The organism is Algiphilus sp. (assembly GCF_965216485.1).
GTDB lineage: Bacteria > Pseudomonadota > Gammaproteobacteria > Nevskiales > Nevskiaceae > Algiphilus.
Window position 1 is genome coordinate 622,885 of sequence record NZ_OZ244162.1, and the last position, 13,089, is coordinate 635,973.

The window sequence follows — 13,089 nt, forward strand, 5'->3', positions numbered from 1 at the left end:
TGACGGTGCGCAGCGCCCAATGGCGCTGCGCAGGACAGCCAGAGCCTAGCCCGCGTCCTCTTCCCCGCTCTCGGCATCGCCTTCTTCGGCACCGTCGTCCTGAACTTCGATCAGTTCCACCTCGAAGACCAGGGTTTCGTTCGGGCCGATGCGGTTGCCGGCACCCTGCTTGCCGTAGGCCAGATCCGGCGGAATCACCAGGCGAGCCTTGCCGCCTTCCTGCATCTTCTGCAGCGCTTCCGTCCAGCCAGGAATGACGTTGCCCAGCGGGAAGGTGGCAGGTTCGCCGCGCTGATAGGAGCTATCGAATTCGGTGCCGTCGATGAGTTCGCCGCGATAGTGCACGGTGACGGTATCTTCGGCCGTCGGCGATGCGCCCTCACCCTTCTCAAGCGATTCGAATTGCAGCCCGGATTCGGTGACTTCGACGCCTTCGCGTGCGGCGTTCTCTTCCTGGAAGGCCTTGCCCTTGCTGGCAGCTTCTTCGCCGGCCTTGGCCTGTTCTTCCGCGCGTTCTTTCTGCAGACGCTGGGCAACGGCGTTCTTGATTTCCGTGCGCTCAGCCTCGTCCAGCGCCAGTTCTTCGCCAGCGAAGGCTTCCTGGATGCCGCGCTCCAGCGCGTCCAGATCGACATCGTCCTTCACGGCCTGAAGGGAATTGCCGAGGTCGACGCCCACGGCATAACTGAACTTGGCGGATTCACTGTCCAGCGAGACTTCCTTGGCGTCGGAGCTGCTGTCGGTCTGCGCCTGGCAGGCGGTGATGGCGAGGGCCGCCGCAATGGCGGTCAGTCGAAACTTCCACATATCGATGACGTTCCCGGTTTGAATGTGATTTGGAATGGAAGCCCGTAACTTCCAGTGCGCGACAGCCTACACGGATTGCTCCTGCGGTGTCGTATGCGGCTGGCGATGCGCGGCCAGCTGCAGGATGGTCTGTTGTGCTTCGGGGCTCAGCAGTGCCAGCGCCGAGCGCGCCAGCTCATCGATGTTGTCGCCAACCCGAATCGCGCCATCCTCCGTTTCGCTGATCAGAGCGAGATCAATGAGGGTGTCGAGATAGCCCTGGAACAGCGCCCGGTCGAAGAACTCAGGCGCCATGCGCCCGGTCAGCACCGCGATCCGCTCGGCCAGACTGCGGCAGTTTTCCTCGAACTCCTTACGTTCGATCGGCCCCTTGCGCGCCTCTGCCGAGAGCATGACCGCGGTCATGCAGTAGCGCTCCAGGGTCTCGCCCATGACGCGCGAAAGCATGGAAAGCGCCGGGAACATCGCCGAAGTGATGTCGGGTCGTACCAGGGCGTCGCCGTTACGCTCGAGCAGGCCCAGTTCCACCATGCGCTGGATGGTTTCGGCCAGAATCCTTCGGCTCTGCGCGTCTGGCCAACGCAGGAAGAATTCCGTGCGCAGGAAGGGATACAGGGCTTCGGCGGCATCAAGCACCTTCTGTTCGGGCGCCTCCGCCTGCGTGCGGAAGAAGGTGGCGATGAGCGAGGGCACTGCAAAAAGGTGCTGGATGTTGTTGCGGTAGTAGGTCAGCAGAGTGGCCTGCTTGCCCTCGGCGAGCAGAATGTCGCCCCAGTCATGCGGGATCCGGGAGAGTCGCGCGATGGGCGTCGCCCACTCCAAAGTCTGCGCCGCATCGGTCACCGGCAGGGTCACCTCCTCGTCGTAGGGGTGCTCCTGCAACAGGCGTAGCAGCAGGGCCACCTGCGCGTGCAGATCGCTTTCTGCCACCGCTTTCTGCGGGGCGGCCAGCAGCGCCACTGAGGTGACCGCGACCGGGGAGGCCACTGCCGCGCGGTTGATGCGCCGCATGATTTCCTGCGCCAGCGCCGAGACCAGATCGTTGAAGCCATCCGGGCGTATCGGCACTGTACTGCTGCCGAAGCCGTCGCGCCAGCCGCGAAGCTGTCGATCCGCGAACTCCTGCAGCCGCAACGGTTCGCCGAAGGAGAGGTAGGGCTTGCCGAAGGACTTGGTGAGGACCTTGGTGGCCTTCAGCAGGCCTTGCGCCGACTCCTTCTGTTTCTGCGCCCCGCGCAGTTCGCGGGCGTAGGTCGCGCCCTCCGGTACGCGGTCATAGCCGACATAGATCGGGACGACGGCCACCTTGCGCGCCCGCTGCCGCAAGGCGGATTCGGTGATCATCGCCATCAGGCCGGTCTTGGGGCGCAGCAGTCTTCCGGTCCGCGAGCGCCCGCCTTCCGGATAGAAGCTGATCGAATAGCCCCGTGCGATCAGCATGTCGACATAGGCGCGGAAGATGGCGGTGTAGAGGGCGTCACCCTTGAAGCTTCGGCGAATGTAGAAGGCGCCGCCGCGACGCAGGAGGCCGCCGATGGGCCAGAAATTGAGATTGACGCCTGCGGCAATGTGCGGCGGCACAATGCCGGCGCGGTAGAGCACATAGGAAATCAGCAGATAATCCAGGTGGCTGCGATGCGAGGCGGTGAACACGATCTCGTGGGTCTGCGCCAGTTGGCGTACCCGTTCCAGATTGCGGACGTCGATGCCGCGGAATATCCGGTTGAATACCGGCGTCATCAGCCGCTCAAGGAAGGAAAGGGTCGTCGTCGAGTAATTGGCGGCAATCTCATGGGCGATGCGCCGGGCGCGCTTGCGCACGGCGGCGGCATCCTTCTTCGAACTGGCGATCTCGCTGTCGATGGCATTGCGCACCGCCGAGGTGCGCAGGATGCCGTCGATGAGCACCGGTCGGCGGACCAGCCGCGGCCCGAGGGTGGCCGTGCGCATGCGCAGGAAGTGAATGTGGAAGACGCGCGCCAGCTTGCGCATGGTGTGGCGCGGCCGTGGCGTTTCCGCCATGAAGTCGCGCAGCGAGACGCGCGGTGAGAACTGCGCCAGCAGGTTGCGTCCATTGAACAGCGCGATGAACAGCTTGTGCAGCCGCCCGGCACCGACGCTGTCGGAAAACAGAATGCGGAAGAGCGAGGTTTCCTTGTCGGGCTGGCGCCCCCAGAAGAGCGAGACCGGGACCAGCTGCACGTCGTAGCCACGGTAGGATTGGGCTTCGCCGAACAAGGCTTCCAGCGCATCGGTATCGCGTTCGGGGCGTAGCAGGATCGGTAGATACAGAAAGGTGGCGGTCTCGGCTGTCGGCAGTTTCATGCCGATGCGCTTGGGAACAGGCAATCCGCGCATCTGGCAGATGCGCTGGAGCGCAAAAAGATCGAGCCAGCTGCGCTCGGGCAGGACGTAGCAGACCGGCTTGTCGGTCTCGATATCCAGTTCGTCGGGTAGATGCTCGGGCGTCGTTCTGAAGTGCAGCCACCACATCAAGGGCCGGCTCAACAGCCAGCACAACCAGAACATCGCGGCTTGAATCATCCTTCCCCCTGGTCGTATGCGTTCTGATGCGGATGACGACAAGCCGTATGATGCGCGCAAGCGGGCGCCCTTGCAGCCACCGCTTCCATTGTCTCTCCGCATCGCCATGCCCTCTCCCGCCGCCACACCTCCGGGTCAACCCAGCCCTGAGCAGATCGCATCCGCCCGTCGCTTTGCCCGGCGCGCAGCGTGGTTTCTCGACAGCAGTATCCGCCTTCCCTTTGTCGGCATCCGCATCGGTGTGCAGCCGATCATCTCGCTGATACCGGTGGCGGGCGACGTGGCCGGCTTCGTCGTCACACTGGGCATCATCGGGCAGGCGGTGCGCATGAAGGCGCCGCCGCGCACCCTGGCGCGCATGGCCGGCTACGCGGTGCTGGACCTCTTTGTCGGACTGGTGCCGGTGGCCGGGGATGCGGCCGACTTCTTCCTGCGTGCCAACACGCGCAACTGTGCCCTGCTTGAGCGCCACCTCGATGCACTGGAAGGCAAGCCGGTGCAGCCGGCGTGGCAGCGCCGTCTCGGCGTCCTTCTGCTGGTAGTGACCCTTGCCGGTGCGGCCTGGTTGGCATGGGTCCTGGGCAGTGCGGTGGTCGGTGCTCTATTCGCTTAGTGCATCGCGCGCCGAGTCCGGAGCAAAGCACATGACGTGTTCCAGATTCAGGCGGATGCCGATGGCCTCACCGAGGCGGTGATTGTGATGCGACGGCACCAGCGACAGCAAGCGCGTGCCCGAGGACAGCTCCAGGCCGTACAGGAAGGAGGCGCCCCGAAAGCTCTTGTGCACGATGCGCGCCTTCCACGGGCTGTGGTCGTCGTGCAGGACATCGTCGGGGCGCAGCAGCACATCGACTTCGGGGCCCTTGGGTTGCGGTCCCGGTGAGGGCGGGAGGGCGCCCAGCTCGGTCTCCACCTCGCTGCCGTCCGCACGCACGCTGCCGCGGATGAACACCCCCTCACCCACGAAATCGGCGACGAAGCGCGTGCTGGGTCGGTGATAGACGTTATAGGGCGTATCCCACTGGTGCAGGGCACCATCGCGCAGTACGCCGACCCACTGGCCAAAGGCGAAGGCCTCAAGATGCGAGTGCGTCACCAGCAGCGCCGTGATGCCGAGTTGATTGAGAAGGGCGCGCAATTCCTCGCGCAGCTGCAGGCGCAGCTCTTCATCCAGGCTGGAGAACGGCTCGTCGAGCAGCAACAGGCGCGGGCGTGCCGCCAGTGCGCGCGCCACGGCGACGCGTTGCAGCTGGCCGCCGGAGAGTGCGTGTGGGCGGCGCTCCGCGAAGCGCGTCAGACCAACCATGTCGAGTGCTTCCAGTGCCCGCTGGCGAGCCTCCGAGCGCTTCAGGCGGTGCAGACCAAACTGGACGTTGTCGACGGCGCTGAGGTGCGGCAGCAGCGCCAGATCCTGAAACACCATCGCGAAATCGCGCGCCTCGGGCGGAACATGGTGGTGCGTGTCGTTCAGCACGCCGCCGTCGAAGCGCACGCTGCCGCCGGTGGGTGTCTCGAAGCCGGCCAGGATGCGCAGCAGCGTGGTCTTGCCGGAGCCACTGGGCCCGAGCAGCGCGCCCGTATCGCCTCGTGGCAGGGCCAGGGACACGGCGTCCAGCACGGGCGTGTCGCCGTAGGCGGTGCTGAGGTCTCGAAGTTCAAGCATGCGGGGTGTCGTTCTTTTGGCCGGTCTGGCGCTGCAGCAGCCACACCGGAATCGTGCCCACCGCGATCAGCAGCAACGCGGGCACGGCGGCCTGCTCCCACTGTCCTTCGCTGGTGTACTCGAACACGCGGGTGGCCAGGGTATCCCAGCCGAACGGTCGCATCATCAGCGTGATCGGCATTTCCTTCATGATGTCGACGAAGACCAGCAGCGCGCCAACCGCCATGCTCCGCCGCAGCATGGGCCAGTAGACGGCGCCCAGTATCCGCCGCTGCGGCATTCCGCTGAGCCGTGCGCTGTCGAGGATCGACGGCGACAGGCGCATGGTGCTGGAGGCCACCGGCGCATGCGCCACTGCCAGGAAGCGAACCGCGTAGCCGGCAAGCAGCAGGGCCACGCCGCCACCCGCAAGGCTGGCGGCCAGTCCCCCGCCGATGCTCTGCGAGGCCTGACTCAGCGGGACATAGATGCCGACTGCCAGCAAGGCGCCCGGAAAGGCGTAGCCCAGCGTGGCGATGCGTTGCGCCGCGCGCAGCGCGGGGCTGGGCGCGAAATGCACCGAGGTGGCGAGGAAGGTTGCAGCGGCCACCACCAGGGCGGCCCCCATGAGTGCGAGCAGCGCACTGTTCTTGGCCCACTCGATGAAGCGCGCGTCGATCAGATCGAGATGCTGCAGCCCGGCCCAGAGCAGCCAGCTCACTGGCAGCCCGAAGGCAAGCAGGAAGACCGCAGTGCACCAGGCCGTTGCCAGCCAGCGACCGCGCCGCGACAGGGGCAGCCGGCGTACGCTGCCCACGCCCATGGCCGTGAAACGCATGCGTCGGCGCGCCTGGGACTCCAGGGTGAGGAGCAGCACGACGAAGACCAGCATGAGGCTGGCGATCTGCAGGGCCGACTGCGGCGAAAACAGGCCGTACCAGGCTTTGTAGATGGCCACCGACAGGGTGTCGTGGTTGAAGGCGGCCACCGTGCCGAAGTCGGCGAGCACTTCCATCAGCGCCAGGCTGGCGCCGGCCGCAATCCAGGGCAGGGCCATCGGCAAGGCCACCTTCACGAAGGCCTGACGCGGTCGCAGGCCCACGCTGCGCGCGGCTTCGATGGCGCGCAGTCCCTGAGACTGAAAGGCCTCACGCGTGATCAGGAAGACATAGGGATAGAGCGAGGCCGTCAACACCATACTGAGGCCGTAACGGTTGCGCACCTCCGGCATCCACGCAGGCAGGCCGGGAAGAAAGCCGCCGCCCTGATCCAGCAGGCCGAGAAAGGCGATGGCCACCACGTAGCCCGGCAGGGCGAGCGGCAACAGCAGCAGAAAGGAGAACAGTGCGCGGCCCGGAAAGTCGGTCAAGGCCACCAGCCCGGCGGAGACCACGCCGACCACCAGGACCCCGACCAGTACCAGCACGAGCAGAACGGCGGTATTGGCAACGGCCGCCGGCAGCACGTAGCTGCGCAGATGCTCGAGCAGCGCGGTGTCGACGGCGGTCCATGACCAGAGGGCCGCGCCCAGTGGCACCAGCGTGGGCACGCACAGCAACAGCGCCGCGAGCTGCCATGCCCGCGGCCGGCCTACGCGGCGCTGTGGCGCTGCGCTAGCGGTAGCCGGCACGGTCCATGAGCTTCACGGCGTCGCGCTGCAGCGTGCCGGCCTGCTCGATGGGCATGTCATCGGCGCGGAAATCACCCCATTGCTGGACCTGCTCGGCCGGCGCAATCGCTGGATTGGCCGGGAACTCGAGGTTCAGCTCAGCGTACAGCCGCTGGGCTTCGCCCTGGGCGAGCCATTCGATCAGTGCCTGGGCGCGTTCGGGGTGTGCGGCGTGGCGCGTGATGCCGGCGCCAGAGACATTGACGTGCGTGCCACCGGCGCCCTCGGCCTGATTGGCCCAGAACAGCGCCACGGGAATCTCTGGATTCTGCTTCTGCAGGCGGCCGAAGTAGTAGGTATTCACCACACCCACGTCGCAGCTGCCCTCGACGATGGCTTCCACCACCGCCGTGTCGTTGGCGTGCGGCGCCTCGGCGAGGTTCTCCACCCAGCCCCTCACCACTGCTTCGGTCTTGTCCTCGCCCAGGCGCGTGATCATCGCGGCGACCAGGGACTGGTTGTAGACCTTCTTCGAGGTGCGCAGGCAGAGACGGTCCTTCCACTGCGCATCGGCCAGCGCGGCGTAGGTGGACAGCGATGCCGGGTCGACGCGTTCGGTGCTGTAGACCATGGTGCGGGCGCGCAGCGACAGCGCGGTCCAGCGTTCCTCGCTGTCGCGGTACTTGGCCGGAACGGCATTGCGCACGATCTCGGAGTCCATCGGCTGCAGCAGACCCAGGTCCGCAGCACGCCAGAGGTTGCCCGCGTCCACCGTCATGAGCAGGTCGGCGGGGGTGTGCTCGCCCTCGGCCTGCAGGCGCGCGATCAAAGCGCCGTCAGAATCAGTGAGGTACTGGATCGTTTCGCCGGTTTCTTCCTCGTAGCGTTCGAACAGCGGACGGATCAGCTGATCGTTGCGTGAGGAGTAGACCACAAGCGGCTTGGCATCGGTGGATGCAGCCTCGCCCTCGGAAGGGGCGTCCTCGGTCTGCGAGGAACAGGCGGCAAGGAGCGCCGCGGCGAACAGGAGGGAGAGGCTGCGCATCGGAAGAGACCAGAAATAGGAACTGTTCTCATTATGACGAGGCGCTGCCCTCCCGTCCACTTGCTTCGCCGCGTGCTGGGCGCTAGCCGAGCTTGAGCGCGTCCAGCAGGTTCTTGGTGGGGTTGGCCTGGTTCAGGGTGTAGAAGTGGATCGACGGCACCTTGCGGTCGAGCAGCTTCTGGCACAGCTTGGTGACGACGTCGTGCCCGTAGGCGCGCAGCGCGTCGTTGTCGTCCTTGTAGCGCTCCATCCCGTAGTACAGCCAACGTGGGACATCGGCGCCGCAGGCGCGCGAGAAGCGCACGATCTGTTCGAAGTTGACGATCGGCATGATGCCCGGGATGACGGGAATCTTGATGTCCGCCGCCTGGCAGCGGTCCATGAAGTCGTCAAAGGCGTCGATGTTGAAGAAATACTGCGTGATGGCAGCGTCGGCCCCGGCGTCAACCTTGCGCTTGAAATTGGCGAAGTCGTCGTCGACGTTGTCTGCCTGCGGATGCATCTCGGGATAGGCGCCGACTTCGAGCTCGAAATGGTCGCCGTGCTCCTGGCGGATGAATTCGACGAGTTCATTGGCATAGTGCAGGTCGCCCGGCGCGTCGCGGTGATGGGCGGTCGCCGGAAGATCGCCGCGCAGCGCGACGATGCGCTTGACGCCAGCCTCGCGGTAGCGCTTGAGCTGATCGCGGATGCGGTCGCGCGAGGAGCTGATGCAGCTCAGATGGGGCGCGGCTTCCTTGCCGGTGGTCTCCATCACCATCTGCACCGTTTCGAAGGTGCCTTCCTGGGTGGAGCCGCCCGCGCCAAAGGTCACGGAGAAATATTCGGGATTGCGTTCCGCCAGTGTGTTGACGGTTTTCTTGAGTTTTTCCGCGCCGGCATCCGTCTTGGGCGGAAATAATTCAAACGAGTAGGTGGTGTCTGGCATGGCTTATCCAAAAAAATGGGCGCGGCGCTGCGCGCGCCGCGCCCATGTTCAACAAGGTGAACGCTGACCGCCTTAGTAGCGGTAGTGCTCCGGCTTGTACGGGCCGTCGACCGGCACGCCGATGTAGTCGGCCTGGGCCTGCGACAGCTTGGTCAGCTTCACGCCGATCTGGCCGAGGTGCAGCGCGGCAACCTCTTCGTCCAGCTTCTTCGGCAGGCGGTAGACCGTCTTCTCGTACTTGTCCTTGTTGTTCCAGAGCTCGATCTGGGCGAGGGTCTGGTTCGAGAAGGAGTTCGACATGACGTAGGCCGGGTGACCGTTGGCGCAGCCGAGGTTGATCAGGCGGCCTTCGGCCAGCAGGTACATCACGCGGCCGTCCGGGAAGGTGTAGCGGTCGACCTGCGGCTTGACCGTTTCGCGCTTGATGTCACTGGCAGCATTCAGCGCATCGACCTGGATCTCGTTGTCGAAGTGGCCGATGTTGCAGACCAGCGCGTTGTTCTTCATCTTGCGCATGTGGTCCAGCGTGATGACGTCGAAGTTGCCGGTGGTGGTGACGTAGATGTCACCCTCGTGCAGCACGTCTTCAACCGTCTTCACCTCAAAGCCTTCCATCGCCGCCTGCAGGGCGTTGATGGGGTCGATTTCGGTGACGATCACGCGGGCGCCGAGGCCACGCAGCGAGTGGGCCGAACCCTTGCCGACGTCGCCATAACCGCAGACCACGGCAACCTTGCCCGCGATCATGAGGTCGGTGGCGCGCTTGATGCCGTCAGCCAGCGACTCGCGGCAGCCATAGAGGTTGTCAAACTTCGACTTGGTGACCGAGTCGTTGACGTTGATGCAGGGCACCAGCAGCTCACCCGACTGGGCCAGCTGATACAGACGGTGCACGCCCGTGGTGGTTTCCTCGGAGATGCCGCGCAGGCCTTCGGCGACCTTCTTCCAGAAGCCGGGGCGCTCGTCACGCGTGCGGCGAAGGATAGCCTTCACGCACTTTTCTTCTTCGTTGCCGCCTTCGCTGTCGCACCAGGTGTCGCCATTCTCCATGGCCACGCCCTTGTGGATCAGCAGGGTGGCGTCACCGCCGTCGTCGACGATCAGCTGCGGACCTTCCTGACCCGGGTGGGTCAGCGCGTCCAGCGTGCACTCCCAGTATTCCATCAGCGTCTCGCCCTTCCAGGCGAAGACCGGGATACCGGCAGCGGCGATGGCAGCAGCGGCGTCGTCGGTGGTGGAGAAGATGTTGCACGAGGCCCAGCGCACGCTGGCGCCCAGCTTGGCAAGGGTCTCGATCAGGACCGCGGTCTCCTTCGTCATATGGAGACTGCCGGTCACGCGCACGCCGTCAAGCGGCTTTTCCGGCGCGTACTTCTCGCGAATCGCCATCAGGCCCGGCATTTCCTCTTCGGCCATGCGGATGCGCTGGCGACCGAGGTCGGCGAGGCCGATATCGGCAATCTTGTAATCGGTGAACTGTTCCTTGTTCACGGGGGATACGGATGCGTTCATAACGTCACTCCTATTGGGTGAGAATGGGGATCAAAGGCCGGCTGCGGCACGCAGCGCTTCTGCCTTGTCCGTGCGCTCCCAGGGGAAGCTGTTGAAGGTCGTCGTCTTTTCGACTTCCTTGCCGTTTTCGATGACCGTGTACTTGTAGGTCTCCTGCTTCGATTCGCGACCGAAGTGCCCGTAGGATGCAGTGGCCTGATACATGGGGTGCAACAGGTCGAGCATGCGTTGAATGGCGTACGGGCGGAGATCGAAGTGCTCGCGCACCAGTTGTTCGATCTTCTGTTCGTCGATCTTGCCGGTGCCAAAGGTGGTCACGTACACGGAGGTCGGCTCGGCCACGCCGATGGCGTAGCTGATCTGAATCTCGCACTTCGAGGCCAGTCCAGCGGCCACGATGTTCTTGGCCACATAGCGGCCAGCGTAGGCGGCCGAACGGTCCACCTTGGACGGGTCCTTGCCGGAGAAGGCGCCGCCGCCGTGGCGTGCCATGCCGCCGTAGGTGTCGACGATGATCTTGCGGCCAGTCAGGCCACAGTCGCCCACCGGGCCACCGATCACGAAGTTGCCGGTCGGGTTGATGTGGATCTTGGTGTCGCTCTTGATCCAGTCGGCGGGCAGCACGGCCTTGACGATCTTCTCCATGACCGCTTCCTTCAGGTCCTTCTGGGAGATGTCCGGATCGTGCTGGGTCGACAGGACGATGGCGTCGATGCCCGAAGGCTTGCCGTCAACGTAGCGGATGCTGACCTGCGACTTGGCGTCGGGACGCAGCCAGGCGAGTTCGCCCGACTTGCGCAGTTCGGCCTGCTTCTCGACCATGCGGTGCGAGAACTGGATCGGCGCCGGCATCAGTTCCGGCGTCTCGTCGCAGGCGTAGCCGAACATCAGGCCCTGGTCGCCCGCGCCCTGGTCTTCCGGCTTGGCGCGGTCAACGCCCTGGGCGATGTCCGGGCTCTGCTTGCCGAGACCATTGAGGACACCACAGGTGGTGCCGTCGAAACCGACCGCCGACGAGGTGTAACCGATGCCATTGATGACTTCGCGTACCAGCTCTTCGAAATCGACGGTGGCCGTGGTCGTGACCTCGCCTGCCAGCATGGCAATACCGGTCTTGACCAGCGACTCGCACGCGATACGGGCGTGCGGGTCCTGCGCGAGGATGGCGTCCACCACCGCGTCAGAAATCTGATCCGCCATTTTGTCGGGATGGCCTTCGGAGACGGACTCCGAGGTGAATAGATACTCTGTCACTCCACTTCTCCTGCAGTTTTCGCTTATGCGGATAAGCGGATATCCTAACTCATTCGCACACTGTATTGCCAACCCGCGGCGCGATAGACTCCGCGAGAAACCCATCCGCTTCGGAGGAGCCGCCTTATGGCACTGACGCCATCGTCGATGCTGCCGCTGGGGACGCAAGCACCCGATTTCGCGCTCCCTGAGCCGCTGAGCCAAAGCACACGCACGCGCGATGAACTGGCCGGAGACAAGGGCCTGCTCGTCATGTTCATCTGCAATCATTGCCCTTACGTGAAGCACATCCGCGACCAGCTGATCCGCCTCGGGCGCGACGCGATGACGCAGGGGGTCGGGGTGGTGGCGATTTCGGCGAATGACGCCGAGCATTACCCCGACGACGCGCCCGAAAAGATGGCCGAGGAGGCTCGGCGCTACGAATACCCCTTTCCTTATTTATATGACGCGGACCAATCCGTAGCGCGTGCCTATCAGGCAGCCTGTACCCCGGATTTCTTCCTGTTCGATGCCGCGCATGCGCTGTACTACCGCGGGCGACTCGATGGCGCGACCCCGGGGAACAGCGAGGTCAACGATGGTCGCGACCTGCGTGCCGCGCTAGCGGCCATGCTCGAAGGCAAGGCCCCGCCCGAGCCACAACAGCCGAGCATGGGCTGCAATATCAAATGGCGCGCGGCGGCGTGATGCGTCTGTTCGGCTGCACAGGCCTCCCAAGTCACTGCAATATCCACCGGATGCGATGCTGATGGATCCGGTCCAGCGGCTGATCAGCCGCCTCTATCGCACCGGGGTGGAGCGTCCAGCGGAAGGCTTTCAGCACTGGGCGCTGCAGCAGCTCAAGGCGGTCGTGCCACACGATGCCGCGGTCTGGGGCATGGGGCACGCGGGTCGCGCGCGCTTTCACAACGTCAAGGTGATTGGCGTGGATGCCGGTTACTCCCGCGCCCTGGAGCGCTGGGTGGAGCACAACCCGATCTATCCGCGACTGGCGGCCAGCGAGGGCGTGCCGGTGGATATGCGAGACGTGCTCGATGACGACACCTTCTATCGCAGCAAGCTGTACCGGAAGTGCTTCCGCCCATACGGCATCGAGCGCATCCTGAGTTCGGGGCACATGGACCCGCGATGCGGCTTGTATACCCTGCTGTCGCTGTATCGCTTCGATCGCAGCCACCCGTTCAGCGATACTGATCGCGAGCGCTTCCGCACCGTCGCCTTTCATCTGGTGCATGCCTGCTCGCACAACTACTTTCTGCACATTGCGCGTCCGGCCTCGGAGCAATCCCACCGGCCGGCCGCGGTGGTGGACGCCGAAGGCGTGCTGCACGAAGCCGAGCCCGACTTCATTGCCCTGCTCGCCAAGCATTTCCCGGACTGGGAGGGCATGCATCTGCCGGAACTGATCGCGCGCGAGATCGGACGCGGCGGCCAGTTTTCGGTGGAGGCGCTGCGCGTCTCCGTGGAGCCGCTGTCCGACATCCACCTGCTGCGCATCTGGGAGGAAACGCCCCTCGACCGCCTCACGACGCGCGAGCGCGAAGTGGTGGAAGCGGTCAGTCGAGGCCTGTCCCACAAGGAGGCAGGGCGCGAACTGGGCCTGGCGCCCACCACCGTATCCAGTCACCTGTATCGCGCCTACGCCAAGCTGGAAGTCAGCTCGCGCAGCGCGCTTGCGCGACTGGTGCACGGCACGCACTAAGCGGAAGCTTGCCGCCAGCCTACCGGGCAGGCGACAATATTCG

General features: G+C 64.8%; 11 protein-coding genes. 3 read left to right on the forward strand and 8 right to left on the reverse strand.

The annotated features are described in order from the left end of the window. Window positions 1–45: 45 nt before the first annotated feature. Window positions 46–807, reverse strand: coding sequence for an FKBP-type peptidyl-prolyl cis-trans isomerase (locus ACOOFO_RS02870; protein WP_420428155.1), 762 nt, complete (start codon window positions 805–807; stop codon window positions 46–48). Between the two features lie 66 nt (window positions 808–873). Next, a complete protein-coding gene (plsB, locus tag ACOOFO_RS02875) occupies window positions 874–3,351 on the reverse strand; it encodes a glycerol-3-phosphate 1-O-acyltransferase PlsB (RefSeq protein WP_420428156.1) in 2,478 nt (825 codons plus the stop codon). Window positions 3,352–3,457: 106 nt separating this feature from the next. Between plsB and ACOOFO_RS02880 the strand changes: the two genes are divergently transcribed. Continuing rightward, on the forward strand, window positions 3,458–3,964 hold the full coding sequence (locus tag ACOOFO_RS02880; protein WP_420428157.1) for a DUF4112 domain-containing protein: 507 nt from the start codon (window positions 3,458–3,460) through the stop codon (window positions 3,962–3,964). On the opposite strand, the gene ACOOFO_RS02885 is transcribed toward ACOOFO_RS02880, so the two are convergent. From ACOOFO_RS02885 to metK, 6 genes are all read right to left on the reverse strand, one after another. Then, entirely contained in the window at window positions 3,953–5,014 is a 1,062-nt protein-coding gene (locus ACOOFO_RS02885) for an ABC transporter ATP-binding protein (protein ID WP_420428158.1), read from the reverse strand. The genes ACOOFO_RS02880 and ACOOFO_RS02885 overlap by 12 nt on opposite strands. Continuing rightward, window positions 5,007–6,623 (reverse strand): ABC transporter permease, encoded by a 1,617-nt coding sequence (locus tag ACOOFO_RS02890; protein ID WP_420428159.1) that lies wholly within the window; start codon window positions 6,621–6,623, stop codon window positions 5,007–5,009. Before ACOOFO_RS02890 ends, ACOOFO_RS02885 begins: the two co-directional genes overlap by 8 nt. Beyond that, entirely contained in the window at window positions 6,607–7,647 is a 1,041-nt protein-coding gene (locus ACOOFO_RS02895; RefSeq protein WP_420428160.1) for an extracellular solute-binding protein, read from the reverse strand. The genes ACOOFO_RS02890 and ACOOFO_RS02895 overlap by 17 nt, the downstream gene beginning before the upstream one ends. Window positions 7,648–7,729: 82 nt before the next feature. Continuing rightward, window positions 7,730–8,575, reverse strand: a complete 846-nt coding sequence (metF, locus tag ACOOFO_RS02900; RefSeq protein WP_420428161.1) for a methylenetetrahydrofolate reductase [NAD(P)H] — start codon at window positions 8,573–8,575, stop codon at window positions 7,730–7,732. Window positions 8,576–8,647: 72 nt separating this feature from the next. After that, on the reverse strand, window positions 8,648–10,087 hold the full coding sequence (ahcY, locus tag ACOOFO_RS02905; protein ID WP_420428162.1) for an adenosylhomocysteinase: 1,440 nt from the start codon (window positions 10,085–10,087) through the stop codon (window positions 8,648–8,650). A gap of 30 nt (window positions 10,088–10,117) precedes the next feature. Beyond that, entirely contained in the window at window positions 10,118–11,341 is a 1,224-nt protein-coding gene (gene metK / locus ACOOFO_RS02910) for a methionine adenosyltransferase (protein ID WP_420428163.1), read from the reverse strand. Between the two features lie 126 nt (window positions 11,342–11,467). Here metK and ACOOFO_RS02915 point away from each other — a divergent pair, with 126 nt between their 5' ends. After that, a complete protein-coding gene (locus tag ACOOFO_RS02915; protein ID WP_420428164.1) occupies window positions 11,468–12,031 on the forward strand; it encodes a thioredoxin family protein in 564 nt (187 codons plus the stop codon). A gap of 61 nt (window positions 12,032–12,092) precedes the next feature. Next, the gene (locus tag ACOOFO_RS02920) at window positions 12,093–13,046 is read left to right on the forward strand and encodes a response regulator transcription factor (RefSeq protein ID WP_420428165.1); all 954 of its coding nucleotides are present in this window, start codon (window positions 12,093–12,095) and stop codon (window positions 13,044–13,046) included. The last annotated feature ends 43 nt before the right edge of the window (window positions 13,047–13,089 follow it).

Bases quoted from the DNA above. Each gene is read 5' to 3' on its own strand.
- metF (WP_420428161.1), bottom strand. From the start codon at position 8,575: ATGCCAGACACCACCTACTCGTTTGAATTATTTCCGCCCAAGACGGAT.
- ACOOFO_RS02885 (WP_420428158.1), bottom strand. From the start codon at position 5,014: ATGCTTGAACTTCGAGACCTCAGCACCGCCTACGGCGACACGCCCGTG.
- ACOOFO_RS02920 (WP_420428165.1), top strand. From the start codon at position 12,093: ATGGATCCGGTCCAGCGGCTGATCAGCCGCCTCTATCGCACCGGGGTG.
- ACOOFO_RS02895 (WP_420428160.1), bottom strand. From the start codon at position 7,647: ATGCGCAGCCTCTCCCTCCTGTTCGCCGCGGCGCTCCTTGCCGCCTGT.
- ACOOFO_RS02870 (WP_420428155.1), bottom strand. From the start codon at position 807: ATGTGGAAGTTTCGACTGACCGCCATTGCGGCGGCCCTCGCCATCACC.
- ACOOFO_RS02915 (WP_420428164.1), top strand. From the start codon at position 11,468: ATGGCACTGACGCCATCGTCGATGCTGCCGCTGGGGACGCAAGCACCC.
- plsB (WP_420428156.1), bottom strand. From the start codon at position 3,351: ATGATTCAAGCCGCGATGTTCTGGTTGTGCTGGCTGTTGAGCCGGCCC.
- ahcY (WP_420428162.1), bottom strand. From the start codon at position 10,087: ATGAACGCATCCGTATCCCCCGTGAACAAGGAACAGTTCACCGATTAC.
- ACOOFO_RS02880 (WP_420428157.1), top strand. From the start codon at position 3,458: ATGCCCTCTCCCGCCGCCACACCTCCGGGTCAACCCAGCCCTGAGCAG.